This window comes from Sporosarcina sp. P29, from assembly GCF_002743265.1.
Lineage (GTDB): Bacteria > Bacillota > Bacilli > Bacillales_A > Planococcaceae > Sporosarcina.
This window is the reverse complement of record NZ_PDYX01000011.1, coordinates 60419-85838: the sequence shown is the minus strand read 5'-3', so window position 1 is coordinate 85838 and position 25420 is coordinate 60419. Positions and strand designations below refer to the sequence as shown.

The 25420-nt window shown below is 44.3% G+C and carries 22 protein-coding genes; 4 read left to right on the top strand and 18 right to left on the bottom strand.

Features of this window, described 5'->3' with window-relative positions; genetic code table 11:
• Nucleotides 1-610: 610 nt before the first annotated feature.
• The 8 genes from CSV68_RS10990 to CSV68_RS10955 all read right to left on the bottom strand — a co-directional run bounded on the left by CSV68_RS10990 (nt 611) and on the right by CSV68_RS10955 (nt 7032).
• Nucleotides 611-847 (bottom strand): hypothetical protein, encoded by a 237-nt coding sequence (locus CSV68_RS10990; RefSeq protein WP_099662149.1) that lies wholly within the window; start codon nt 845-847, stop codon nt 611-613.
• 101 nt (nt 848-948) lie between these two features.
• On the bottom strand, nt 949-1131 hold the full coding sequence (locus tag CSV68_RS10985; RefSeq protein WP_099662148.1) for a hypothetical protein: 183 nt from the start codon (nt 1129-1131) through the stop codon (nt 949-951).
• A 52-nt stretch (nt 1132-1183) separates the two neighbouring features.
• Nucleotides 1184-1396: a DUF5652 family protein gene (locus CSV68_RS10980; RefSeq protein WP_099635107.1), complete on the bottom strand. Its 213-nt coding sequence runs from the start codon at nt 1394-1396 to the stop codon at nt 1184-1186.
• 79 nt (nt 1397-1475) lie between these two features.
• On the bottom strand, nt 1476-1685 hold the full coding sequence (locus CSV68_RS10975) for a hypothetical protein (RefSeq protein WP_099635106.1): 210 nt from the start codon (nt 1683-1685) through the stop codon (nt 1476-1478).
• 90 nt (nt 1686-1775) lie between these two features.
• On the bottom strand, nt 1776-2186 hold the full coding sequence (locus CSV68_RS10970) for a hypothetical protein (protein WP_099635105.1): 411 nt from the start codon (nt 2184-2186) through the stop codon (nt 1776-1778).
• A gap of 305 nt (nt 2187-2491) precedes the next feature.
• Complete coding sequence (locus CSV68_RS10965; protein WP_483315678.1) at nt 2492-4297, bottom strand: ABC transporter ATP-binding protein; 1806 nt, start codon at nt 4295-4297, stop codon at nt 2492-2494.
• Entirely contained in the window at nt 4294-6012 is a 1719-nt protein-coding gene (locus CSV68_RS10960; RefSeq protein ID WP_099635104.1) for an ABC transporter ATP-binding protein, read from the bottom strand. Before CSV68_RS10960 ends, CSV68_RS10965 begins: the two co-directional genes overlap by 4 nt.
• Nucleotides 6013-6084: 72 nt before the next feature.
• Nucleotides 6085-7032: a DMT family transporter gene (locus tag CSV68_RS10955; RefSeq protein WP_099635103.1), complete on the bottom strand. Its 948-nt coding sequence runs from the start codon at nt 7030-7032 to the stop codon at nt 6085-6087.
• Nucleotides 7033-7158: 126 nt separating this feature from the next.
• Between CSV68_RS10955 and CSV68_RS10950 the strand changes: the two genes are divergently transcribed.
• Together CSV68_RS10950 and CSV68_RS10945 are read left to right on the top strand one after the other, a co-directional pair.
• A complete protein-coding gene (locus tag CSV68_RS10950; protein ID WP_099635102.1) occupies nt 7159-8811 on the top strand; it encodes a sensor domain-containing protein in 1653 nt (550 codons plus the stop codon).
• Between the two features lie 85 nt (nt 8812-8896).
• The gene (locus CSV68_RS10945) at nt 8897-9259 is read left to right on the top strand and encodes a hypothetical protein (RefSeq protein WP_099662147.1); all 363 of its coding nucleotides are present in this window, start codon (nt 8897-8899) and stop codon (nt 9257-9259) included.
• A gap of 35 nt (nt 9260-9294) precedes the next feature.
• Here CSV68_RS10945 and CSV68_RS10940 read toward each other — a convergent pair whose 3' ends face one another.
• The 3 genes from CSV68_RS10940 to CSV68_RS10930 all read right to left on the bottom strand — a co-directional run bounded on the left by CSV68_RS10940 (nt 9295) and on the right by CSV68_RS10930 (nt 13428).
• Nucleotides 9295-11424 carry a beta-propeller domain-containing protein gene (locus CSV68_RS10940; protein WP_158233515.1) on the bottom strand — a complete coding sequence of 710 codons (2130 nt, stop codon included), beginning with the start codon at nt 11422-11424 and terminating at the stop codon, nt 9295-9297.
• A gap of 104 nt (nt 11425-11528) precedes the next feature.
• Entirely contained in the window at nt 11529-12107 is a 579-nt protein-coding gene (locus CSV68_RS10935) for a hypothetical protein (RefSeq protein WP_099662145.1), read from the bottom strand.
• A gap of 148 nt (nt 12108-12255) precedes the next feature.
• Entirely contained in the window at nt 12256-13428 is a 1173-nt protein-coding gene (locus CSV68_RS10930; protein WP_099635098.1) for an aminotransferase class I/II-fold pyridoxal phosphate-dependent enzyme, read from the bottom strand.
• A gap of 154 nt (nt 13429-13582) precedes the next feature.
• On the opposite strand from CSV68_RS10930, the gene CSV68_RS10925 reads away from it, so the two are divergent.
• Nucleotides 13583-14464 carry an SDR family oxidoreductase gene (locus tag CSV68_RS10925; protein ID WP_099635097.1) on the top strand — a complete coding sequence of 294 codons (882 nt, stop codon included), beginning with the start codon at nt 13583-13585 and terminating at the stop codon, nt 14462-14464.
• Between the two features lie 101 nt (nt 14465-14565).
• On the opposite strand, the gene CSV68_RS10920 is transcribed toward CSV68_RS10925, so the two are convergent.
• The 6 genes from CSV68_RS10920 to CSV68_RS10895 form a co-directional block, all read right to left on the bottom strand.
• Nucleotides 14566-15759, bottom strand: a complete 1194-nt coding sequence (locus tag CSV68_RS10920) for an acyl-CoA dehydrogenase family protein (RefSeq protein WP_099662144.1) — start codon at nt 15757-15759, stop codon at nt 14566-14568.
• Between the two features lie 25 nt (nt 15760-15784).
• A complete protein-coding gene (locus CSV68_RS10915; protein WP_099635095.1) occupies nt 15785-16393 on the bottom strand; it encodes a GNAT family N-acetyltransferase in 609 nt (202 codons plus the stop codon).
• Nucleotides 16394-16471: 78 nt separating this feature from the next.
• Entirely contained in the window at nt 16472-17620 is a 1149-nt protein-coding gene (locus tag CSV68_RS10910; RefSeq protein ID WP_099635094.1) for a saccharopine dehydrogenase family protein, read from the bottom strand.
• A 25-nt stretch (nt 17621-17645) separates the two neighbouring features.
• Complete coding sequence (locus CSV68_RS10905) at nt 17646-19121, bottom strand: aldehyde dehydrogenase family protein (protein ID WP_099662143.1); 1476 nt, start codon at nt 19119-19121, stop codon at nt 17646-17648.
• A 471-nt stretch (nt 19122-19592) separates the two neighbouring features.
• Nucleotides 19593-21446 (bottom strand): tetratricopeptide repeat protein, encoded by a 1854-nt coding sequence (locus tag CSV68_RS10900; RefSeq protein ID WP_099662142.1) that lies wholly within the window; start codon nt 21444-21446, stop codon nt 19593-19595.
• 80 nt (nt 21447-21526) lie between these two features.
• Nucleotides 21527-23029 (bottom strand): DHA2 family efflux MFS transporter permease subunit, encoded by a 1503-nt coding sequence (locus tag CSV68_RS10895; protein ID WP_099662141.1) that lies wholly within the window; start codon nt 23027-23029, stop codon nt 21527-21529.
• 176 nt (nt 23030-23205) lie between these two features.
• Here CSV68_RS10895 and CSV68_RS10890 point away from each other — a divergent pair, with 176 nt between their 5' ends.
• A complete protein-coding gene (locus tag CSV68_RS10890; RefSeq protein ID WP_099662140.1) occupies nt 23206-24087 on the top strand; it encodes a TetR/AcrR family transcriptional regulator in 882 nt (293 codons plus the stop codon).
• 354 nt (nt 24088-24441) lie between these two features.
• Here CSV68_RS10890 and CSV68_RS10885 read toward each other — a convergent pair whose 3' ends face one another.
• The gene (locus CSV68_RS10885; protein ID WP_099635089.1) at nt 24442-25407 is read right to left on the bottom strand and encodes a 2-hydroxyacid dehydrogenase; all 966 of its coding nucleotides are present in this window, start codon (nt 25405-25407) and stop codon (nt 24442-24444) included.
• Nucleotides 25408-25420 lie beyond the last annotated feature (13 nt).

Below are 25420 nucleotides of genomic sequence, written 5' to 3'. Positions count from 1 at the left end.
TGCCCCATCGTGCGGAAATTCCTGAGCGTAAATGTGTAGACATTTTTCATCTTTAAAAGTAATCCCAATCGCCATCTTTCATCTATTTTCAATAAAATAGTTTTTCTTTCTTCTGGTTTGAGTAACATAATGGCCAGATTGCGATACAAGTACGATCAATTATGCAGCAATCGCGCCCTTTTCTGGAATAATCACGATATGGCCTTATCCCTAAGCATCTTTATCTTTAGTGTCCTTTTCAAAAAACAGATTGAAAATAGATAATGCAAAAATAATCCATACAGTAACAAGTAAAATAATATTCTGAATGAAAAATGATGAAATAATAGCAAGTACTACAATAAAGAGCGACAACAACCCTTTTTCCACCAACAAAAACACCTCCGTTTCCAATTTAGGCTTATATATCCGTAAACAAAATGGCCCGATTACGGAATAGTTATATATTCAAAGCAAGTCATTAAAACAGCCTTAGGCTCAAGATTATTTATTCTTTAAAGTACATCTTTCTGTTTTTTCATCCCACTCTATAGTTACATCTAGTTTTCATTTTCTTTTGTAACAGCACAACCTAAAAAAGTGGAACCAGATGTTTTTAATATCCCATTACTTAACTCGCATTGCCAGAAGATGACCCTGAACTACTATTAATTTCTTTTGGGGTTTCATTTTCACCTATATATTTAATCGTAATATCACCTGATTCAGAATTATCACCTGTACTATTAATAGTATAATCCACATTCCAATTCTCGCTTTCTCCCTGAAAGTGGTATGTTTGCTGCCCTGAGCAAGCAACTAATATTAGAAAAACATAGCATAATAACGCTGATATTTTCAATTTCATTAAAATTTCCCACTCTCGTATTTAACACCTAGTCCGTTATTGAAACGGGAGCAAATCCTTGTTAAAGAACTACCCCCCTATTGCAATTAATGGCCTTGTCGTTAATTATCCAAATCATCATCAAGCCAGGATTTCTTACTTCCACCTTGATCAGAATCTTTTTCGAGAGATTGCCCCACAACAGACCTATTAATACCATCTTTGACAGCTTTAAAAATCACAAGATATAGAATGAACAGCCCTGCTATCCAAAGAATAATCATACCGAAAACTTGACTTGCCATTATCCATCCCTCCAAATCCTATATAACAAAAGCCCAGATTCATGAACACAGTCTACTTATTTAATTGCTTATTTTTCCTGAAGAAAATGAGATAAATAATTTCTAGAATCCCAACTGTATTGACTACCAGTAGAATAATAAACCATGCTAGTTGCCTATTACCACCTGCATGCCAAAGTGCTATCCCTTTCCAAATTAATGACCAAGTAATGAGTAAATAAAAAATTGGATTGTTGTAATTTAATACTTGAGAAATAGTTTCCATTTTTCCACCCTCCTTTAAACAATATGGCCTTGTCCTGGAACAAAGCTATGCTGCTAATGCCCCTGATTCTGATAAAAAGTTATTTGTCTTTTTGCTCGACTAAAAACAAACCTAATTTAAATAGCAAAGATAATACGAAAATAATCATTAAAGTTCTTGATATTACATACCCATCAAGAGCTAATTCATAGCCTCCCGAGAGTAATATATTCGGGTTAATAATAATAAAAACTGCGATAAGTATGGGTATTGCAAGTAAAATGACGGCTAAAGTAGATTTATCGCTCATTGTCGTCCCCCCTATATTACTTAACAAAATGGCCCGTTTCAGCCATAACATTTCTCCAACAACGACACTCATTAATATACATGCAATTCATTATTTCTTTACACTGTCTAACAAGATAAACCCAAACACCACACCGGCTATTGTTTGAATTGTGGAGTTTCCAAAATACAAGATTTCCGGTACTAGCGGAATAAGGTTTTCGCCCGTGGGTGTAAAGATTACTACACACATAGATAATACACCAAGAGATGGCAACCCAACGCCCATGAATTTAGCCCAATCAAAAGTCCATTGTCTATCCTCTTTCATTTCAATTATAAGTTTTGGCAACCTGAGCAATATTCCTATACCAATAGGAAATATGGATGAAAACAGAACAAATGATAGTACTTCAAAATTTTTCATAAAATCTTGTTTCAACAGGAACTGATATTTGTCACCTAAATAAATAAGAACCCCTATAACTATTGTCCATCCGAAGTAATAAAAGAACTTTCTCATAAATACCCTCCTTTTCGATTCGATTCGATTCTTGAACCATCACAGTTCTACTATTTATACGTATATAAAATGTAAAAGTGTTCATATTTTAAAATATTCAGAATCTATTTGACTGAGTTTAGTTATTCTGATTACACGCTTTCAGTTACTATACTACAAGTATACATAAAATTCCAAAAGTGTTTTAATTAAGTGAAAAACCAAAAAAGCACCGCTAAATGCGATGCTCGTTCATGTTCTATTTATTCAATATCATAGACAAAGAGTAAGTAGATGGCTGCGATCAACCGCTTCCTCCCCTTCATTTACTCTTCATTATTCAGCATCCCGTAAAACACGCCTTTGCGTTTCAGTAGTTCTTCGTGGCTACCAGATTCGAGTAGCTCGCCGTCTGCTAGTACGAAGATTTTGTCTGCTTGTCTAATCGTGTTCAAACGGTGGGCGATGACGAAGCTCGTTCGACCTTCCATGAGACGTTCCAATGCTTCCTGTATCGCGAGCTCCGTTACTGTATCGATGCTGCTCGTCGCTTCGTCCAGCAACAGCAAGGTCGGATCCGCCACTAGCGCACGGGCAATGGACAACAGTTGTTTTTGTCCTTGTGATATTTCTTCGCCACCTGCTGTTAGCACTGTATCATAGCCGTTTGATAGTTTGCAGATGAAGCTGTGGGCATTGGCTTTTTTTGCAGCTTCTTCCACTTCTTCGTTCGTTGCGTCAAGTCGGCCGTAGCGAATGTTTTCGCGCACTGTCGCCTCGAACAAGAACGGATCTTGCAAGACGAAGGCCATTTGACTGCGCACAGTATGGCGTGGCAGTTCATTAATTGGAATACCATCGAGCAAAATTTGGCCGCTGTCTATTTCATAGAAGCGTGACAGAAGTTGCATGATCGTCGTCTTCCCTGCCCCTGTTGCTCCAACAAAGGCAGCCGTTTCGCCTGATTTAACATGGAAACTTAGATTCTTAATAATCGCTTCCTCTTCATAGCCAAACGACACATTGCGGAACTCGACATCGCCATGTAATGTTTCGATTCGCTTCATTGCTTCATCTTTTTCCACCGGCTCGTCCATAATGGCAAACACTCTTTCCGCTCCTGCGATGGCAGAGAGGACGGTATTGAATTGATTGGCCAAATCGTTCAACGGTCGTGTAAATTGCCTTGCGTACTCACTGAAGATAACAATCGTTCCGACCGTTACGCCACCATATCCTGTCACCGCCAGCAGTCCGCCAACCCCTGCAACTATCGCGAACGACATATTATTCAGTGTGTTCATGACTTTTGGAATGAAACCTGAATACGTCTGCGCCCAGAAACCTGCTGTTCGAAGACGTTCACTTTTTTTCGCAAACTCTTCCATAACGTTCTGTTCCTGTGAGAACGCTTTGACGACTCGTTGACCGGAAACCGTTTCCTCAATCATGCCGTTTAATTCACCAATTGCGCGCTGCTGTTCTTTAAATAAAATACCCGTACGCCGAGTGATCCAGCGCATGGCAATGAACATTAAAGGTACGATGATCATAGTTAGCAACGTCAATAACGGACTGAGATACAGCATAATCGATACGGTACCGACTAGTGTCAGAACACTTGAGAACACTTGGATCAACGAGGAATTCAACGTCTGGCTGACATTCTCGATATCATTCGTCACGCGACTCATCAATTCGCCGTGCTGCCGTTTATCGAAGAATCGGATGGGCAGCTTCTGTAGATGGCCAAATAATTGCGTGCGCAGACGATAGACTGTTTGTTGTGCGATTCCGACCATCCAGTAGTTTTGAAAATACGTAGACAATGAAAAGCCTGCATATACGAGTAGTAATAAGCCAATCTGCATACTAAGCCCGTCCACTTTCTTCGGAATAATGTATTGGTCGATCATGTTTCCAATCAACAATGGGCCGATTAGCGCGAGGGCTGAACTGATTAAAACGAGTGTCATGACTGTGATCAGTAATCCACGTTGTTGATCGATCAAATGCCAAATGCGTAAGAGCACGGACTGCCAGTTGCTTGCTTTTTGAACCTTTTTCCGCTGTACCTTTGATAAATCTTCTTTCTGGATAATAGGTTCATAGCCGAATGGTTTTCGCATCATGCCACTCCCCCATTCTGTTGCGACTCCGCAATTTCCCGATAGAAGCTAGACGTTTGAAGTAGCTCTTCATGCGTACCATAGCCCACGATCTTGCCATCAGATAATAATAAAATCGCATCCGCAATTTGAGCGGTTTGAATTTTTTGCGTAACGATCAGCATCGTCGTATCTTCTTCCTGCAATGCGTCCCATAATGAAGATTCGGTTTTGACATCGAGCGCACTCGTACTATCATCCAGAATTAGTAAGGATGGTTTACGGATTAATGCCCGAGCAATCGACAGACGCTGTTTTTGGCCGCCAGATAAATTCACGCCGCGCTGTCCGACTCGTGTTTCATAACCACCCGTAAAGTCCATGATAGACGAATGAATTTGTGCTTTCTTAGCGGCCTCTTCCATTTCATTCGCAGTGGCGTTCGGTTTACCCCATGATAGATTATTGGCGATCGAACCTGTAAAGAGCATGGATTGCTGGGGCACGTAGCCGATCAAGTTCCGTAACGTATCAAGCGGCCAGTCCGCTATGTTTTTGCCGTTGACCCACACCGTGCCTTCCGTTGCAGTGAACATGCGCGGGAGTAGTTGAAGCATCGTCGATTTACCGGAGCCAGTAGCCCCCATAATGACGAGTTTCTCGCCCGCCGGAACTTCGAACGACACGTCTCTTAGCACATCTTCAGTCGTTCCTGCATAACGGAATGATACGTGTTCAAAGCGTACAGAAACTGCGCCTTGGTGGAGATTGTCAGCTATCGCAAGCTTTTCGAGATCCCCATCGGCAACTAGCAGTTCTTCCATTCGATCGGAAGACGCTTTTGCGCGTGAGAAGATGACGATCAAAAAGGAGAACATCGAGAAGGCACTTGTCATGCGCATCGTATAGTTGACAATGGCTACGATATCTCCGACGGGCATATTGGAGTTACGGACTTCATCTGCACCGAACCAGAGAACCACCATGAAGCTGACATTCATGATGAACAGTAAGACAGGCAAAATTAGTTCCATTAAGCGCATCGCATGCACACTATCCTTTTTCAGTGCACGTGCTGCTGTGGAAAAACGGTCCGTTTCAAAAACACCTCGTAAATAGGCTTTAATGAGACGAACCGCTTGTAGATTTTCTTGTACGAGTTGATTCACCCCGTCCAAACGACGCTGCACTAGACCAAATAAACGGACTCCTTTGCGTGCCATGACGACGAGAAATACTGCGAGGAACGGAGCGCCAATCAGTAGAAATACTGCGAGCTTCGGACTGACGACGAATGCCATAATCAGACTGCCGAGCACCATTAACGGTGCTCGTGCCATAATTCGCAATCCCATAAAGAGGGCATTTTGTGCAAGCGTTACGTCACTTGTCAAACGTGTAATAAGACTAGACGTCGGAAAGCGAAGGAATGCCGCAAGCGAAAACGTCTGGACGCGCTGAAACAATGCTTGCCTTAGATCATAACCGAAACTTTGCGCGGCATGTGCAGCGAAATAGGAATTGATGACGCCCGAAAAGAGCGCCACGAAGGCGAGTGCCATCATGACACTCCCCCAAATTACAACCGTGTTCAAGTCTTCTTTCATAATTCCTTCATCTATAATTCTACCAATCAGCAATGGCTGAATTAATTCGACCGATAGTTCAAGTAACATAAGTAGAATAGCGATAAACATTGGCCATTTATAAGGCAGTGCATAGCGAAAAACCGTCTTCATCTGATTCACCCTTTACGTGCGGTCTTTCCCTTCATTATGTCATATAGGAATACAGCGTGTACAGGTGAAAAGCTATACTTCGCTATGATCGTACTCTTGGATGGTTTCTGGGAACGGTGCCGTTTTCTTCTTGCGATTGCCACCGATAGATAACCAGACAACTCCAACGAGCATGATCGCCGCGCCACTAATTTGCCAGACACCCATCGTCTGACCAAGCCAGAACACGGAAACAATCATTGCCGTGAGCGGTTCGAAACTGGAAAGCACGCTCGTTTCCACGGGTGAAATATACGTCATACTTTGCAGGAACATAATGAATGCAAGTGTTCCCATAATGATGACGAGTAACAACATACCCATCGCCGGACCGTTGAGCAGAGCACCAAGATTCATGAAGAACATCGGCAAGTTAATGATGAATAAAGTCATGCCGCCAATGAACATTCCCCAGCCGACGACGAGCAAAACACCCCACTCTGCCATAAGTACTACAGGGTATAACGTATAAAAAGTGAAAGCGAATCCTACAATGACTCCCCACACAATTGCGGTTGTATCTAATGACATGCTTGAGAATGAACCATTTGTCAAAAGTAAGATCAAGCCGAATAACGCAACGACCATACCGATTACTTGGCTACCTGGCGGGAAGGACCTCTGTAAGAGTGAAAGCAAAATGATGATATAGACTGGTGCAACGAACTGGAATAAAGTCGCGACTACCGCGTCACTATGTGCGATGGTTTGGACGAACCCAAACTGTACACCAAGCATTCCGATCACGCCGAACATCACCATTTTACGCAACCACAACTTCTGTCTCATAGGACGACCGACCTGTATGCCTTTTGCTTTCAATAGTAATAGAACCACGGCACCAGCGATCGTCAAACGTAGGATTAACATCATCGAAACGGACATGTCACTATGGTTCAAAATCCACTCCATCATTGGCCCCGTAGCGCCCCATAACATCGAACCTATAATAATCATGATAATTCCTTTTAATCGCAACATGATCTCTCACCCCTTACTAATTTCTTGCGTTTTTACTCATATAGTATAAAATTCACATATGAGACATAGACAACACTGAAACTTCATTTATAATAGTTATATAGTAGATTGGAAAGGAGTACCTCTATGCATGCAATTCCATTACCAGAGACTAGCGAACATCAGGCACTAGTCGATAGTCTAAATAAATACCAATTAGTTACACATACTGACGGCGAAGGTCTAATAACCTATGCCAACCAAAACTACCTAACTGTTAGTGGTTGGACTCCCAAGCGCATCTTAGGTAAATCATTCTGGCAAATGTTTTCGGACAGAGCCGAAAGTCAGGAAATAGCGAACTCCATTTGGGATTGTTTGCTATCCGGAAAAACATGGGTGGGTAAAATAGAAAAAATGACTCGCTTAGGCGAACCGTTCTTTGTCAATACACTCGCTGTCCCTACCCTTTCCAATTTCGGAGAACTGCAATCTGTGTTCTTTCTGGAACTGGATATTACAGAAGATATTCGCTTACAGGAACGCTTAGGTGAAATTGCTTTCATTGATGTAGAAACGGGCCTCATGAGCCGCCACAAGCTGGAACAAGTAGTGAATACGTCCATCGCTAGTGCTACCAATTTTTCATTCGTCTATTTGACGATTGATCATTACTACACTATGAAAGAGCTGCAATCTCAAGAATCTGAGACGCAGCTGATTCAAGAATTCACCAACCGATTAAAGCGCTACTTCCAGGACAGTCCGATTGCGCGTATCGATACGAATAGCTTTGTCGTGCTGACGGCTTTCGGTGATTGGTATATTCAAGGTTTCTATGATTTCTTAAAACAACAGCCGATCTACCTCAGCCACAATGCCCAAACACTTTCGATTAGTGGCGGGATTGTCCGCTTCCCTGAAGATCAGAAAACATACACGCAATTGTACAAAGTCGCGATGACTGCTGCAGACGACGTCATTAGTCAAGGTGGCGGACGGATTGCTTCACTATCTGCCCAGTCCCATAAAATTCTGAACCGACGTTTGGAAATTGACCGCAAGATGCTGACTGCACTAGATCGCAATTCATTACATGTAGCGTATCAGCCCCAATTCGATGTGGCGAGCGAGAAAATTACTTGCTACGAAGCGCTCGTTCGTTGGGAGGATGAAGATCTAGGCGTCATCAGTCCTGACGAATTAATCCCGATTGCAGAAGAAAACGGATTGATTGAAGAAATCGGTGCATATGTGGCAGAAGAAGCGATGACGTTCGTAACGAAATGGCATCGCGCCGGTAATGATATGAGTATTTCCATTAACTCTTCCATTCGTGAATCTTTGAATCCACAATGGAAAGACCGGTTAATCTCCATCTTAAATGAAACGGGTTGCCCCGCGAATAAAGTGCATCTAGAGTTCACGGAGAAATTCGCGCTTAAAGCAGAAGAAGAACAATCCGTTCTAGCGCAAATGTCCGAACTACAAAACCTCGGTTTACAGTTCACTCTCGATGATTTCGGCTCTGGATACGCATCGTTGCGCTACTTACAACACTTGCCAATCTCCAGTGTCAAAATTGACCGCGTCTTTATCGATGCGTTGTTGAGCAATCCGAAGACACAGAAATTGGTTGAAGGATTGATCCAACTTTCCAAAAAGATTAACTTATATACGATCGCTGAAGGCGTTAGCAATGAACAGCAATTTGAGTTGCTAAAAGAAATGGGCATCGATGCTATGCAAGGTCATTTCATCGGAATGCCAATGCCTGCTGAGCAGATTGAAATTAAATAAAGTATCGCCACCAAATTAGATGGAGCTCCTTTCATAAAGAAAGGGCTCCATTTTTGTCTATCTTGTTCAGTTGTGGTGGGTCTTAGTGCGTTTGACTACAGCTTACTGTACGGGAGGTGAAAAGACAACCTTTTTTGATTGGTATAGGGGTGTGTATGAGCGGATAGCCGCGGCGATTGAGCGTTTGAAACAAGGCATTGAGCGGATAGCAGCAGCGATTGAGCGTTTGACACGAGGCTTTGAGCGGATGGCAGCTGCGATTGAGCGTTTGACACGAGGCATTGAGCGGATAGCAGCCGCCATTGAGCGATTGACACGAGGCTTTGAGCGGATAGCAGCCGCCATTGAGCGATTGACACGAGGCTTTGAGCGGATAGCAGCCATGATAGAGCGCTCGACCAGCTTCATTGAGCGAAACTCGACCATGATAGAGCACTTAACAAACTAAATGAACGCCCACTAATCGTAGTGAGCGCCCAAACCTTACTTTTCTATCGATTCACGTGCCGGCACACTGTCTGGTGTATAGCTAGCTCTTTCTAACGTATCTAGCGGTGTGTAATGATCTAATGTGTAGCTGTTTACTTCATTTATGGAAATCGTGTAGAGTGAATTGCCGCTATACAACAGACGTTGGATTTCTTTTTCCCAGTCCATGTAGTCATTTGTCATGCGCTTGGTCAAATCAGCTGTTTTGACAATGCCGCGTTCCGCTGTGATTTCGTAAATCATGGCGCCTGAGCTTTGTAGATCCAAGATGTTGTCACGCTGGGATTGCTCATATACTGAAATCGGAAAGCCGAATAAGTTGCGGTTCGGATGGATAAATAAGGCGTGATGATCTTGCTGGACTGACGAATAAGTACCTTGGCCGCCGATGATTTCAGATGCGGTTTCTTTTGGATTCGCAAAATCGGTCACGTCGAATACAGAGATTTTCATGCCGCCTGTTTGGATAATAGGTGCGCCACCTTGGGGATTTTTCTTTGCGATGGTTTCATAGCCGAAGCCGATTAAATGGCCTTCGTCAAGCGGATGCAAGTAGTTGCTGAAGCCAGGAATCTTGAGTTCACCGAGCACTTTCGGATTATTCGGATCCGCAACATCCATGACGAATAGTGGATCCGTTTCGCGGAATGTTACCATATACGCTTTGTCTCCTAGGAATCGTGCGGAGTATATCCGTTCATTGACCGCTAGATTTTCGACTGAACCGACTTGCTTCATATTTTCATCAAGAATGAATAAATGGTTTTTCGCTTTGTTGCGTTCATCCCAGAGATTTCCTTCTGTTGTTACTGTACGGAAATAGCCGTTGTGCTCATCCATCGAAAACTGGTTTAAGATAGTCCCTTTTAGTTGAGCCGTTTGTAGGAAATGGACGTTGGTTTTGTCGAGACTGAATTTGAATACTTCGCTAGTGCTTTGCTGATTGTCTTGGTAGTTTGTAGACGTCAGATACAGATGATTTGCAGACATGTACAGTTGTTCACCGCTGCCAAGATAAGCTTTCGTATCCACTCCCCCCTTTTCACCCGACTCAATATCGAGTGTCGTGATGACCGAGTAGGAAGGTTCCATCGCGCCTGGCAAAATTGAGATTTTATCGAGTGAGAGCGCCTGCACTTTTTGATTGGCTGTAGAATCATAGATTTTTGGTACTAGCTGATCTTCTGTGGGAGTCGGATGATCATACCAAAAGAACGGCTGATTATTCGTGATCATGTAAACAAATTGTCCGATTTTACGTGTTCCGATGACGTAGCCTTCTGCACCTGTTTCACGAATAAGTTTCGGATTTGTGCGGTCTGTAACGTCGTACACACGGATGATCGACATTTGCTGCGTGGGCATTATGCGGTCTTCAGTAATTTCCACATCCATATTAGACGTCGGGGCATCTAGATTTTGGCCACCGATTACTATCATTTTGTCTTGATCTACATATAGTTGGTTTGCATAAAATCCATCGGTGAAGTCGGTCTTGCTGGCACGGACCATGTCGTTTGGATTGCGGATATCTGTGATCATAAGTCCTTCTCCATTTAGGACATCGTATAGGAAATCACCATCCGTTTTGACAGTATCCGCTTCATCTACGCCCGCCACTTGTTGATTGGTTTGTGAATGATCGACACCGCCACTAGAAGCTTTATCCTCCGAAGAAGACTCCTCCATGACTTCACTGCGTCCCTGAGGTTCTACTCGCTCAAAGAAGTTCTCAATTTCCTTAATGGAAGTAACGGGCTGTACCGATTCGAGAACGGTGAATGAAAGCACTTGGTCCGCTGCGCGTTTCCATATGCCAAAACTATTCGCTGGGATATGCAATGTATAGTCCCCTGGTTGTAGCTCCCCTACTTGCAAAGACGTTTTTCCATTTCCGTACGAAAGCTTGGCCGGAGTTTTCGTATTACTTTTCTTCACATGAAACTGCGAAACATCCAAGTTCCCCTTCACTGGATCTGTAAAGTAAACATTCAGCGACTGACCCGCGAGCACGGATTTTGTAGATGTAATGCCAACTTTCGGCCAAAACAGGAAGCTGATCAGTAGAAGAATTCCAATCGTTCCAGCTACCCCTAATACAATGAGCCATCTGCCTGTATTCATAATTTTCATCTCCTCTTATTTAGTATGTATTAGAGTAGACTGAAAACTTTGGGTTTCGTTACATCCTATTAAAAAAATCTATAATCACTCTTTTTATCGAGTGATTATAGCTTCTTCCATTGTCTGTCACCTTCCGTGTAACTGATGGATTGTCCCGTATGAAATAAATTCTCAAGCTCCAGTTCATCCAAATAGCCTTTCATTTCAAGCATAATGTGATCGGTATCGATCTTCTCCTGGTTAAGTAGACTGACATCAACTGCGAGCGGCACTTTCATTTTTTGTCCCGGTTCGATTTGCAATCCAAGATCTATTGAATACTTGAAGGGGTTCTCTGCCCAACCGTTCTTCAGTTTCACATCGAAGCTAAAGGTTAATGCAGGCTGATGAATTACCCTATTGGTGTCGTTACTTATTTCAATTAAGTATTCGATTTTTCCATCTTCTAACGCTTTTTCTTGTAACACGTTGAGTTGTAAACCCTCTAAATCTTCGTAAAGATCTACAGCTGGTACAATACTTTCAGTTCCAGTGTTTGATTCTTGCAATAACGGCAGCACGAGTAGCAGAAACAGTACTGTGGCGATTACGACAACGCTCCAGATCACAATACCCTGCTTTTTCCTACGGGGTTGGATTCTGTTATCTTTCTTGTAGTCTCGGTCTTTTCCTTGGCGGGTCATCCTACCTCCCCCTCTCTCCATTCCTTTTTTAAAGATATTTTACGGTAATAAATTACTGTATGCAGAAGATGTATAGTATCGACTTGGTTTTGACCCACTTCTTTATAAAAAAGGAAGAGCAGAAACCCCTGCTCTTCCTTGCCCTTATTTACACACGAACCAACGATAATTCTCTCAGTTGTTCAATTGCTTTCTCGATTAATTCAACTTTTTGTACGAGAGCAAGGCGGACGTAACCAATACCGGCCGTGCCGAAGATGCTGCCGGGTACCATGACGACACCCGCTTGTTTGATGACCTCGAAGACGAATTCTATGTCGTCGATATCGTATGGATACTTCGCCCAGACGAACATACCGCCTTCAGATGGTGTCGTTTCCCAGCCTAGTGATGCGAGTCCATTCATTAACGCATGGTGGCGTTTGGAGAACTCAGCACGTAGGCGATCGGTGATTTCTTCCCCGTTATCAAGCGCAACAATGGCGGCTTCTTGGATCGGTCCAAATGTTCCATAGTCGAGATTGGATTTTAGTTCACGTATGACTTTGATCATTTCTGCATTTCCAACGAAGTACGCGATCCGTGCACCTGCTAAGCTGAAGCTTTTAGATAGTGAGTTGATTTCCAAACCGACTTCCATTGCGCCCGGTGTTGTGAGGAAACTTGCTGGACGGTCGCCAGTGAAATAGTATTCGGAATACGCCGCGTCATGAAGTACGATGATTTCATACTTTTTCGCAAACGCTACGACTTCTTCGAAAAAGGTTTCACTTGGCATGGCCGGTACTGGGTTTCCTGGTAAGTTCAGAATAAGAAGCTTAGTCTTTTTCAGCACGTCTTCTGGGATTTCATTCAAATTAGGCAAAAAGCCGTTTTCCGCAAGCAATGGCATGTAGTAAGGCACTGCGCCTGCTAGTTTAATACCTGCGTCATAGGCGACGTAGGCAGGATTCGTCGTCAGGACGTAATCTCCTTCGTCACAGAACGCGAAAGGTAAATGAACGAGACCTTCCTGCGAACCCATTGTCTGCAAGACTTCTGTATCGGGATTGATGATGACACCTGTGCGACGTTTGTAATAATTCGCGACGGCTTCATGGAATCGTTTCGTTCCTCCTAGTGTATAGCCATAAGATGATGCTAACGCGCTTTGTTCAGATAACGCTTGGCGTACACGCTCGTCAGGTGGAAGATCCGGGCTGCCGAGACTCAAATCGACGACTTGCGCACCTGTTGCTTTTTTTAACTCGGCGGCTGCTTTTAAGTCACCAAAGATTGCTGGTGAAAAAATGGACATTTTTTGGGAAGGTTGAAAATTCACGAAGACACGCTCCTTAGCTGTTATATAGTACTTCACGACTTTATTATAACACGCGAAAAGATGGCCTGGATGTATTTTATATCGAACATTTGGATGTTTGTTCATGGGTAATCAGGGAACACTTTTGGTAACTATATTTTGAGGAGGATGTCACATGAGTAAAAATCCATACGAAAAAATTGATGATAATATATCCGGACAGACACAATCTTCACAGCCCGGTGTCGAGGAAGAGATGCATCCCGCGCCAATCTATGATGATCCGAATTTCAAAGGTGCTGATAAACTTAAAGGAAAAACCGCATTGATCACAGGTGGTGACAGCGGAATTGGTCGCGCTGTCGCGGTTGCCTATGCGAAAGAAGGAGCGAACGTCGCTATCGCGTATTTAGCTGATCAGGAAGATGAAGATGCCGATAAAACGATTGCACTCATTGAGAAATACGGTGGCAAAGCGAAGAGATATCAAACCGATATTAGCAGTGATAAGAACTGTAAACAGTTGGTCAAACAAGTGATTGATGACTTTGGCGCTCTTAATATACTAGTTAACAATGCCGGAAAACAATTTCCACAACAGTCCATCGAGGATATTACTGAAGAGCAATTGAAAGAAACGTTTGAAACGAACTTCTTTGGATTGTTCTTTATGTCAAAAGCAGCCATTGCACATATGAAAAAAGGCGACTGCATAGTCAACACTTCTTCCATTACAGCTTATAACGGATCGCCTGGTTTGCTCGATTACTCCGCGACCAAAGGGGCCATCACCAGTTTCACACGTTCATTAGCGTTAAATTTATCGGAGAAAGGGATTCGAGTGAACGCGGTAGCACCAGGACCTATCTGGACGCCGCTGATCCCTTCTACGTTCGACGCGAAAACAGTCGCTGAACACGGAGCAGACACACCGATGAAACGTCGTGGACAGCCTGCTGAGAACGCACCTGCGTATGTATTCCTCGCTTCACAGGACTCGAGTTACATGACTGGCCAGACGATCCACGTTGATGGTGGAGACTTTGTCGGCTCTTAATTTGGAATAAATGGAGAGTGACCGCATCATTCCGGTACAATTATGAACTCCACACAAAAAACGAAGCGGTAAGCCATTCACTCTGGCTTACCGCATCGCTTTCATTCTTCAAATGGCCACGTAGGCAACATACGATTCAACTTTTTATCTCTACGCTCCCCAAGCACATACTCCGCCTGCATGATCGTATGGATTTCTCGCGTACCTTCATAAATAACAGGCGCCTTCGAATTGCGTAAATACCTAGCAACCGGATACTCATCCGAATAGCCATACGCCCCATGGATCTGCACGGCGTCATCTGCTGCTTGATTGGCAAAATCGCAAGCTTGCCACTTCGCGAGCGATGTCTCACGTGTATTCCGAACACCACTATTTTTCAACTCACCGGCACGATAGACGAGAAGACGGCTCATTTGATAACCCGCTTCCATTTTTGCAATCATCTGTTGGACTAGTTGGTGTTCACCTATTTTCTTACCGAATGTTTCACGCGTTGTTGCGTACTCTACACTCGATTCAAGACAGGCATACAACAAGCCCACTGCACCTGCCGCTACGGTAAAACGACCGTTATCGAGCGCTGCCATCGCAATTTTGAACCCTTCGCCTTCTTCACCTAGTAAGTTGGCAGCCGGTACACGAACGTCTTCGAAGAACAGCTCACCGGTGTTACCTGCACGAATGCCATACTTCCCTTTGATTGCCTTCGATGAAAATCCAGGCATCGTGCGCTCTACAATAAATGCACTAATGCCATGGTGTTTCTTTGATTTATCCGTATAAGCAAAAACGAGAAAATTATCTGCTGAATCACAAAGTGAAATCCACGTTTTCTGACCATTCAATAGATAGTCATCGCCATCGCGAACCGCTGTCGTCTGAAGTGCGGACACATCCGAGCCCGCGCCCGGTTCCGTCAATCCGAACGCGCCGATTTTCTCGCCTTTTGCTTGCGGCACTAAATACTTTTGCTTCTGCTCTTCCGTCCCCCACTGCATTAGCGTCATACAATTCAAACCGATGTGGACGGAAACTGCGGTGCGAAAAGCTGTATCTCCACGTTCGAGTTCTTCGCATAAAATCGCCAAAGAATTATAGTCCATCCCACTGCCACCGTACTTTTCCGGCACACAGACACCCATGAATCCAAGATCTGCGAGCCGTCTCCAAATTCCTTTATCAAAACTTCCCTCTGCATCCCATTTTGCAATATACGGCATAATTTCCGCATCTACAAATTGCCTTGCCGTCTTTCGCAACATGTTTTGTTCATCTGTAAATGTAAAGTCCATCTTTGTGTCCTCCTTTACAATGAAACTAGGCTTTTACGATGCGTGCGTTTACCGCAATCTGTCCTACTGGTACGCGGTATACACGATTATACAATTGTCTATAAAACTTCCTGAACTGACGCTCGTTCAACGTAGGCAATGGCACAGTCGTCATCAATAATAATGGGTGCTTAAAATTGGTTAACTTCACTGATTGATCCAGTGTCAGTCCATTCCGTTCATAGAATGCGATACGTCGCGTTCGAATAGATAATTCTTCTTCATTTCGGGAAAAGTCAGGGTCTTCCACTTCGAGTAAAATTCCCGCTGGTGATAGCGCATCTAGACGGCGAAGCATGACGCTGCCTAAGCCATACGAACGGAATTCCGGCGCTATTGCCAAGTAGAGTACGTGAATACCCCCATACTTTGGGATTTCTTGATAGATGGCATAGCCGTAAACGTTGATGCCGTCCGTCAAATAGACTGCACGCAAGATGTTTTTCTTCAGCGCTTTACGCATAATCGGGAACGGAATATGGTCGAGAAATCCGAAGTCTACTAGCACGAATTTGAATAACCTATTCAACGTCCGTCGATTCGTTGCGAGATGCTGTAATCCCATCTGTGATGTATTTAATGTTTGTTTCTGCATTTCACTTCACTCCTTAGAAATACGAGGAGATGGTCTGTTGAGATCTAAATCCACGCTTTCCTACCAGTATATACTGTATCAGGCCTGTTGTACGTCAATGACAACTCCGCGTTTCATCATTTCTGCGATATACAGTTTGCCGGGCACGATGTTTTCCGGTGGATAAGCGCCTCTTTTTGTGATGACTCCATTGCCAATCATTTGTGCTACGACAGAAATGGTGTTGGCTGTTGCGAGTGCCATAGCCGTTTCATTCGTGTTCTGGTCCTTTTCGGTAATCATATTAAATGTCACCGTATGCGCTTGCCCGCCTTTACTACCACTCACAATGACGCGAAGTAAGACGGCATCCGATTTATCCCCAAGGCGTAATTGTGGCGTCAAATGGGCGAGCATGACGTCGCGCACACGTAGTGGTCTACCATCTACTCGGATCGTGGATTCTCTAGACAGTAAGCCGAGATCGACTAATACTTGAACCTTGTCTGCATGGCCCGGGTAGCGGATGGTCTTGTATTCTAGTGTTTCGATAGTAGGAAATGACTCGAGCATCGTCGACGTACCGCCTGATGTATGGAAGGCTTCCATTTCGCCATAGCCATCGAATTCCAACGTTTCAATTTCCGATAATGAAGGCAATTCCTTCACTTCGCCATTTCGCATAACGCGAGACGAATCCGTGTAATGATCGAATAATCCTTCCAATGAAAAGACAACATTATAGTTTAGTGGCGGCTCGGGTTTGACTGGAACTCCGCCTACATAAAGTTTGATTGACTTAGTTTCATCGAGTAAGGACGCACCATAACCTGCCAGAATATTAATCATGCCGGGCGCCACGCCGAGGTCTGGAATGAGCGTCACGCCTTTCGCAGCAGCCTGTTCGCTTAGCGCGAGAACTTTCTCCGTTGCTCCACCGATATGTCCACCTAAGTCCACAACATGAACGCCACGTTCTACTGCACAGCGGGCGACTGATTCATTGAATGTATAAAACAGTGCGTTGACGACGATATCCCCAAGCCCGATTACATCACTGAGTTGCTCTTCATTCGTCGCATCGAGCAATAAAATGTCGAGTTTTTCATTCATGAGTTCTTCGGCGAAATCTTCCGCTTGCCGAATGGCGCGGTCTGCGAGATACACTTTCTTCACTTCATCCTGCTTGACTAAATCACGAACGACTTCTTTTCCCATTAATCCAGCACCTAATACAACAACTTTCATCTGCTCATCCCTTCTTCCTGTGAGTTCATTCCGTATCGATTTGCGCGCGTTGCAACTTGCCGCTGTAATCGATGTAAATGCTCTTCCATTCCGTAAAGACGTCGAGTGCCGCAACACCAGAGTCTCGATGACCGTTCCCCGTACCTTTCGTTCCACCAAACGGCAAATGAATTTCAGCGCCCGTTGTGCCTGCGTTAATATAGACGATGCCTGTATCCAGGTCGCGTTGTGCGCGGAATACTTTATTAACATCTTGCGAGAAAATGGAACTGGATAAGCCGTATGCGACGCTGTTATTCACTTCGATTGCCTCATCCAGACTGCTAACCGTAATCAATGAAATGACCGGGCCAAATATTTCTTCCTGCGCGAGTCGGCTATCCCATGCGACATCTGCAAATAATGTGGGCTCGAAATAATGTCCAGTAGAAAATTTACCTTCATTCAACACGTTTCCACCCGCCACTAGATTTGCGCCTTCGCTTTTGCCGATTTCGATATAGCTTTGGATTTTCTCCAGCGCTTTTGCATTAATCACAGGACCGACTTTTACCGTTTCATCCAGTCCATCACCCATTGTTAGGCCTTTCATGCTTTCTAGTAGACGTTTCTGCAATTCTTCTTTCACGTCTGTATGAACGATGACCCGACTACAAGCTGTGCAGCGCTGCCCTGCCGTTCCAAATGCGCTCCATAATATACCTTCTACCGCCAGCTCGATATCTGCATCTTCAAGCACGATCACTGCATTCTTGCCACCCATTTCAAGAGAGATTTTCTTCAAGTGACGACCACCTAATTCCGCAACTTGGCGACCTGTTTCGGTCGAGCCAGTAAATGAAATAACGCGTACGTCCGGATGTTCGATCAGTGCAGTACCAACGTCTGAGCCGGAACCGAAGACAATGTTCGCGACACCACGCGGCAAGCCAGCTTCTTCAAAAATCAACGCCATTTCATACGCCATCAACGGCGTTTCCGTCGCTGGTTTCCAAATGAATGTATTCCCTGCCACAATCGCCGGAAACGACTTCCACGTAGCAATCGCAATCGGGAAATTCCACGGTGTAATGAGACCGACCACACCAATCGGTGCACGAACGCTCATCGCAAACTTATCCTGCAACTCCGACGGCACTGTTTCACCGAACAATCGTCGTCCTTCTCCCGCCATGTAAAACGCCATATCAATTCCTTCTTGCACCTCACCACGGGCTTCTTCTATTACTTTACCCATTTCCTTCGTCAACACTTGCGCTAGATGTTCTTTTTTATCTTTCATTATATGGCCAATTTCATAGAGATAATCCGCACGCTTAGGCGCCGGCACCAAAGCCCACTTCCTCTGCGCCTCCTTCGCCGCAGCCACCGCCATACCCACTTCTTCTTCCGTCGACAAAGGCACCTGCGCCAACTCTTCCCCATTCGCCGGATTAAGCACAGCAGCATAACTAGCCGCTTCCTCCTGCCACATACCATCGATATAATTCGTCAGCTTCATCAAAACTACTCCTCTCTACTTCATATAATTTTCGTAAGTTGTCCCTATTAGAATTGTTCGACAATATATCATCCTATTCCTTTAAAGCTAGACATATTCCTGAAAAGTCAACTTGATGGGCAAGAATTGGTAACAGGCATAGAGCGCCTAACCCATTTCATAGAGCGGTTAAATGGATTGATAGAGCGCTCAAGGGGAATCATAGAGCGTCTATAAAGATTTATGAGCGGATGTCGTGGAAGTATGAGCGCTTAGATGAAAGTATGAGCGTTTCTCCTCCTAAAGAAAACGATTCTAGTTGATTTTAAGCGGAAGCTAGCGAATCTTGATGGATAAGCATGCGCTTTAAGAGCCTGGACTGAATGAAATTCCTAACGCAGATCAACGGTGCCCACCCACTCATCAATTCCAATGCAAAAAAACCGCCACAGCAAGTCGGAAACTCCAACTCGCCATGACGGCCTACATTTATTACAACAAATACCAAATATAATGCGCTTCCTCATGACTACCCGGCGTAAGCGCCGCACTCTTCGGATAACTCATCTTATCCACAGCCATCTCCATCAACTTACTCACATGTGGATTCAACTGCTCCGCCTTAGCAAACAACTCCAAAGCTTTCTCCGAAGAATTACCTTGCGCACGCTCCATCTCCATCAACCAAGACAAATACCAATACGCCGCATCGCCTTCAGAAACTTCTACAGTCGCCTCCAACACCCGCGCCGCCTGATCAATTTCTCCTTGGTGAATCAACGAAGATATTGCTAAGTACCGTGCACTTTGATGATCAAAGAGGTCGAGCGACAACAGACGTATAAACATCTCGCTTGCGTCAGCAAAACGGCCTTGCTCATAGAGCCACACGCCGTACTGCATCAAACTACGTAAATATGGACGATTCGGTGCGAACTTCCACGCATCTTCCGCACGGTTATCAAACTGTTTTTCACCAGAGAATATAGCTTGTTTGAAGAACTTTTCTTGCTCGTCCTTCGAATCTGTCAGCTCAGTCTGAAGCAACAATGCATCGACATTCGTCGGATCCGCGCCATACGCACCTACCGCGAAGTCATGTCGCTGTTCGATTGTTTCTGCATTGTACGCCATATAACAAAGCATCTGTGCTTCTTGTTGTTGATTTTCCGGCTCGAACGGTTGCTGGATTGCTTCTTGAATATAGGCTTGTGCTTCTTCAAACGTATCGAAGTTATGTTTTTGCGTCAACATATGCACTTGCCAATTCATTTGCTCAGATGGAAGTGGATTCGTTCCGATATGATACCCGGCATCCTTCTTTCCTTCCTCCATCATCTTCTCGAGGTCTTCAATCTTCTCTAGCAGAATATCCGTATGCTTCCGGAATGAAGAGACAGAAACCCCGAATTGTTTACCTACTTCCGCTTGCGTATACGTACTCTTCATCATGTTCGTATCGACTGCTAATTGGAACGCAGCCGCAGCGAGTACTTCCGGCTTACGGAACTTCGGATCTTGATCGGTAAAGTAGTACGCCATTAAGGACAGTAACATTTCATAGGCGCCCGGATATAGCTCTTCCTTTTCAAGTTGAGCATCTAGTATTTCAACTACTTCACGCTGCAATGGTGTGAAGTTTTGCTCGACTACGTCAGATAACGTCTGAACATCGAGTTTACAAACCACTTCATAAATGTCGACTAGATGCTCCTTAAAGAAATCGAAGCTATTCTTCTCTTCACTCGTTTCAGCTAGTTCTTGCACATGCGTCAGTAGTTCATCACTCATATGCTTATTCACCGCGATGGCAGAAATCGGCATGACCCAGCGCTCTTCATTGCGCATCTCTTCTAAGACGATGGCAATGACAGCTCGTATGTCTTCAGGTTCGCCTGCTTCTCTTGCCAATAAATACTCGCCTTCTCCAAGAATTTCTTTCATATGGTAGACTTCTTTATCAGCCTTTGTCACTTCCGCGAATGTAATGAAAGCATTTTGCCAGCTCTTCAAAATCGCTCGTACAGCTCTATTTTGCGTACGGTTTAGCGCTTTGACTAGGTGGCGTCTCCATAGATCTTTACGAACGATGAAGAAGTAGTAATCGCTGACATTCGTCACGAGCTCTTCTTCTTCCATCCATTCACCGAGTCTTCCAGACCACTCCTTCAATAACTCTTCTAACGATTGGATCTCAGCAGGAGACAATGACGTTTCGTAATAACTGTTTAATACTTTTTTCAGTTCTTCCTGGACCATGTTTGTGCCCGGCATATCTGTTTTGCCGCAGCAGTTCTCTACGATTTCCCCGCTTCCGCATGGGCATTTTTCTTTATTCCCTATCACATCGAACACAACCTTTTCTTTTTACTATACCATACTAAAAAGAAGCTCCGCATGCATAGCAGCATACGAAACCCCTTGTTTTACTTTTCTGACTGTTCCTTCACTTCACCAATAGTTGGCGAAGTCGGTGGCATGACCCGTTTAATGAATAACGATAGGATCAATGCGACGAATGTAATCACCGTAGAAATGAAGAATGCATGATTGACACCATCTAGCATCGCCAGACGTCCAATCTCTTCTTTCATAGTGGATACATCGACTCCAGACGCAGCCAAATCTTTCACTTGGGCAGCCGCTGATACATCCAATCGCTTGGTCATGAGTGTCAATAACAACGCCGAACCAATCGCACCAGATACTTGTTGCAATGTGTTATTCATTGCCGTACCATGCGGATTCGAGATCATCGGCAACGAGTTCATTCCATTTGTCATCACCGGCATCATGACCATCGACAAGCCGAACATTCGGAATGTATACACTGCCATCAAATAATAATAACCTGTATCCATCTGCAATTGACTCATTAAATACGTCCCAATTACTGAAATAGCCAATCCTGTATACACTAGAATCCGTGGACCGTATTTATCGAATAAACGACCTGTGATCGGTGACATGATTCCCATTAAAACCGCACCTGGCAACATCAGCAAGCCTGCATCTAATGGTGAAATACCTCGCACATTTTGCACGTACAACGGTGTCAAAATCATCCCGGAGAACATCGCTACAGATAGCACCATGGATACGACGGAGGCGAGTGCAAACATCGGGTATTTGTAAATCCGGAAATCGAGCATCGGTTCTTTCATACGTAATTGTCTTACTATGAACAATACGAGTGCTACTGTTCCGAGTGCAATCGTGCCATAGACAATTGGAGAATTCCAACCCTTTTCTCCAGCAGAACTAAAGCCGTACAGCAGACCCCCGAAACCGAGAGTCGATAAGACTAACGAGAAGAAGTTGATGCGGACATCTCGGTTTGGTGTAATATTTTTTAGTTTGAAAATAGCAAGAGCTAGTGTCAACAATGAAATCGGCAAAACAATTTCAAACAGCGTCCGCCATGAATAATTCTCGACTACCCAGCCCGACAAAGTCGGTCCGATAGCGGGTGCCGTGAACATTACCAGACCGAACATACCTAGTGCCGCTCCCCGCTTTTCGATTGGGAAAGCCGTTAACATCACATTCATTAATAGCGGCATCATCAGTGCAGAACCGGATGCTTGGATCATACGTGCGACAACTAGTAAAGAGAATGTCGGCGCGATGATGGCGATAAACGTCCCTAACGAGAAGAGCACCATCGCGGTAATAAAGATTCTTCTATTGGTAAACTTCTGAATGAAAAACGCACTGGCCGGAATCATAATCCCGTTGACTAACATATACCCCGTCGTCAGCCACTGAACGGCCGATGGAGTGATCGAAAACTCTTCCATAATGACAGGCAATGCGATATTCAGTAAAGTATTATTTAAGATCGCAACAAACGCACCAATGAACAAAATTGCAATGATGCCATAAGGCGGCTTCTCATGCATTTTTTTAATTTCTAATGATTCTACCATTTTACCCTCCTATAACATGTATAAAATATGTCAGATTTATATTTTATACCGTCAGTACATTTATTACAACTAATAAATTCGGTGAGATTCAAAAGCTTGATATAACAGTGTTTTAAGAATAGTATATGAAGTATACACACAGTATAAAACAAATTCAAACATACAGGTGATCATTTATGAACGACCGGAAAAAGCACGTATTACTTATCGCAAAACAACTATTCATCGACAAAGGCTTCCATGCGACATCTATCCAAGACATTTTAGATGCGGCACAAATTTCAAAGGGAACGTTCTATAATTACTTCTCTTCTAAAAACGAATGTCTCATGGCGATATTGCGCGATGCTTATTATATAAGTTACTTACGAAGAAATGAGCTGGCGATCGGCAAGGATATAGCAGACCCTGCCCTTCTTTCTGCTCAGATTGAAATTCGTTTGACGATGAACCGACAACAAAACTTGCTTCGGTTATTTGAAACTATCGTTCATTCGCCTGATGACGAGTTACGTCAATTCGTCAAACAGATGCATTTTCGAGAACTCGCATGGATCGCGAAACGACTCGTCGACATCTACGGCGAGGAAGTAAAGCCCTACTCCTATGATTGCGCATCATTACTTTTGGGTTTCATCCAACACGCACTCAATGTCTGGAAAAGTTCTACTTCAGAGCAAATCAATACGATGAAACTAGTAGAGTTCGTCATGCAACGAATGGAAGTCATCGTGCCGGACATCGTCAAACGAGACGCACGCTTCCTGTCGCAAAACTTGCTGGAAGACATGTTAACAGCTGCAGAGTTTTATCCGATGACACGCGAAGTGCTGATCGAAAGTTTGCAAAAGTTCATCGCGGAGTTACCAGATGAAGAAAATCAAAGAACACTATACAGCCAATTTTTATTGGACGAGTTATCATCTGACCAACCACGACTCTATTTACTAGAATCCGTCGTCCGCTCATTCCGCCAAGCCTTCGAAGGCTCCGAACTGCAGTTGCAGGCAATTGAACTATCCGCAGCGATATGGTTGTTCATTAATAAATCTCAATGAAAAACACAAAAGAGACTAGCAAAGTCAGCGATTATGACTTTGCTAGTCTCTTTTTCAGTTGTTGGGGATTAGGGTGTGAATAGTTTCGAGTTGCTTGTGGATCACGTATTGAATCCACTTCAGCACCGGCAGATGACTTTCGTTTGTCTATTGTGGGGTAATCTTTACACGTCACTATAAATAGCAGAATAAACTAGTTGATCGTAAGTGGAAGGCGGCGACTCCGGGAGGATCAGCGTGAGTTCGAGACCCTGGACTGAACGAAGTGAGGGAAGCGGCTCGGGCCACGCCCTCCGGAAAGCGTCCGCCTGGAACGTCGATCAACGGTGCCCCCACGTCAGTACTATCTAATACCTAACCACGAACCTGATGATTAGGCTCTTCCCCTCTCGCAAACGCAAGCAATGCGTCCACGTTCAGCTTCATCATCGCCTTGCGCGTCTTCACGGTAGCACTGCCAATATGCGGCAACACCGTCAAGTTGGGCAACGTCAACAACGGATGATCGAGCGGAACCGGCTCCGTCTCAAACACATCTAGCCCTGCGGCATGAATCTTCTTCGTGCGCAGCGCATCAAACAATGCTTCTTCATCCACAATCCCGCCACGCGCAACATTGATCAGAACGCCCGTCTCTTTCATCTGAGACAACTGTTCTGCCCCAATCATACCTTTCGTCTCTTCACTATACGGTACCAAAATCAAGACGAAATCTGAAGACGCCAGCAAATCGGGAAGCGCAGCATATCGACTGCCGTACATATCTTCTATTTCAGACTTGCGGTTACGGTTGTGATAGAGCACGTCCATATTGAACCCTTTCGCACGTCTCATCACCGCTTCACCGATCCGCCCCATGCCGACGATACCAAGAGTAGCTCCGTATACATCAGTTCCTGTAAAACCAAGTGGTTCCCATGACGTCCAACGTCCTTCGCGCAACGTGTTCTCTGCACCAATCAAATCACGGGCCGTAGCCATCAATAAAGCAAACGCCAAATCTGCCGTCGTTTCTGTCAGCACATCGGGTGTATTCGTAACCATAATATTTCGTGCCGAGGCTGCTTTCACATCGATGTTATTATAGCCCACTGCCATATTGACGATTAATTGTAATTTAGGGGCAGCGTTGAGCACTTCTTCATTGATTTGGTCGGAGATAACGGACCAAAGTGCATCCGCGTCAGCCACTTCTTTCAGCAATATTTCACGAGGAACTGCTTCACTCGTTGATTGCCACATACGTACTTCGTAGTGTTCACGAAGTGGTGCGATCATTTCTTCCGGCATCTCACGACAAATATATACTGTTGGTTTCATGGACAACACTCCT

Bases quoted from the DNA above. Each gene is read 5' to 3' on its own strand.
- CSV68_RS10905 (WP_099662143.1), bottom strand. From the start codon at position 19,121: ATGAAGCTGACGAATTATATCGATGGTATGTGGCAGGAGGAAGCGGCT.
- CSV68_RS10910 (WP_099635094.1), bottom strand. From the start codon at position 17,620: ATGAAAGTTGTTGTATTAGGTGCTGGATTAATGGGAAAAGAAGTCGTT.
- CSV68_RS10980 (WP_099635107.1), bottom strand. From the start codon at position 1,396: ATGGAAACTATTTCTCAAGTATTAAATTACAACAATCCAATTTTTTAT.
- CSV68_RS10895 (WP_099662141.1), bottom strand. From the start codon at position 23,029: ATGGTAGAATCATTAGAAATTAAAAAAATGCATGAGAAGCCGCCTTAT.
- CSV68_RS10935 (WP_099662145.1), bottom strand. From the start codon at position 12,107: ATGACCCGCCAAGGAAAAGACCGAGACTACAAGAAAGATAACAGAATC.
- CSV68_RS10925 (WP_099635097.1), top strand. From the start codon at position 13,583: ATGAGTAAAAATCCATACGAAAAAATTGATGATAATATATCCGGACAG.
- CSV68_RS10985 (WP_099662148.1), bottom strand. From the start codon at position 1,131: ATGGCAAGTCAAGTTTTCGGTATGATTATTCTTTGGATAGCAGGGCTG.
- CSV68_RS10965 (WP_483315678.1), bottom strand. From the start codon at position 4,297: ATGATGCGAAAACCATTCGGCTATGAACCTATTATCCAGAAAGAAGAT.
- CSV68_RS10975 (WP_099635106.1), bottom strand. From the start codon at position 1,685: ATGAGCGATAAATCTACTTTAGCCGTCATTTTACTTGCAATACCCATA.
- CSV68_RS10885 (WP_099635089.1), bottom strand. From the start codon at position 25,407: ATGAAACCAACAGTATATATTTGTCGTGAGATGCCGGAAGAAATGATC.
- CSV68_RS10960 (WP_099635104.1), bottom strand. From the start codon at position 6,012: ATGAAGACGGTTTTTCGCTATGCACTGCCTTATAAATGGCCAATGTTT.
- CSV68_RS10890 (WP_099662140.1), top strand. From the start codon at position 23,206: ATGAACGACCGGAAAAAGCACGTATTACTTATCGCAAAACAACTATTC.
- CSV68_RS10920 (WP_099662144.1), bottom strand. From the start codon at position 15,759: ATGGACTTTACATTTACAGATGAACAAAACATGTTGCGAAAGACGGCA.
- CSV68_RS10915 (WP_099635095.1), bottom strand. From the start codon at position 16,393: ATGCAGAAACAAACATTAAATACATCACAGATGGGATTACAGCATCTC.
- CSV68_RS10940 (WP_158233515.1), bottom strand. From the start codon at position 11,424: ATGAATACAGGCAGATGGCTCATTGTATTAGGGGTAGCTGGAACGATT.
- CSV68_RS10950 (WP_099635102.1), top strand. From the start codon at position 7,159: ATGCATGCAATTCCATTACCAGAGACTAGCGAACATCAGGCACTAGTC.
- CSV68_RS10955 (WP_099635103.1), bottom strand. From the start codon at position 7,032: ATGTTGCGATTAAAAGGAATTATCATGATTATTATAGGTTCGATGTTA.
- CSV68_RS10970 (WP_099635105.1), bottom strand. From the start codon at position 2,186: ATGAGAAAGTTCTTTTATTACTTCGGATGGACAATAGTTATAGGGGTT.
- CSV68_RS10990 (WP_099662149.1), bottom strand. From the start codon at position 847: ATGAAATTGAAAATATCAGCGTTATTATGCTATGTTTTTCTAATATTA.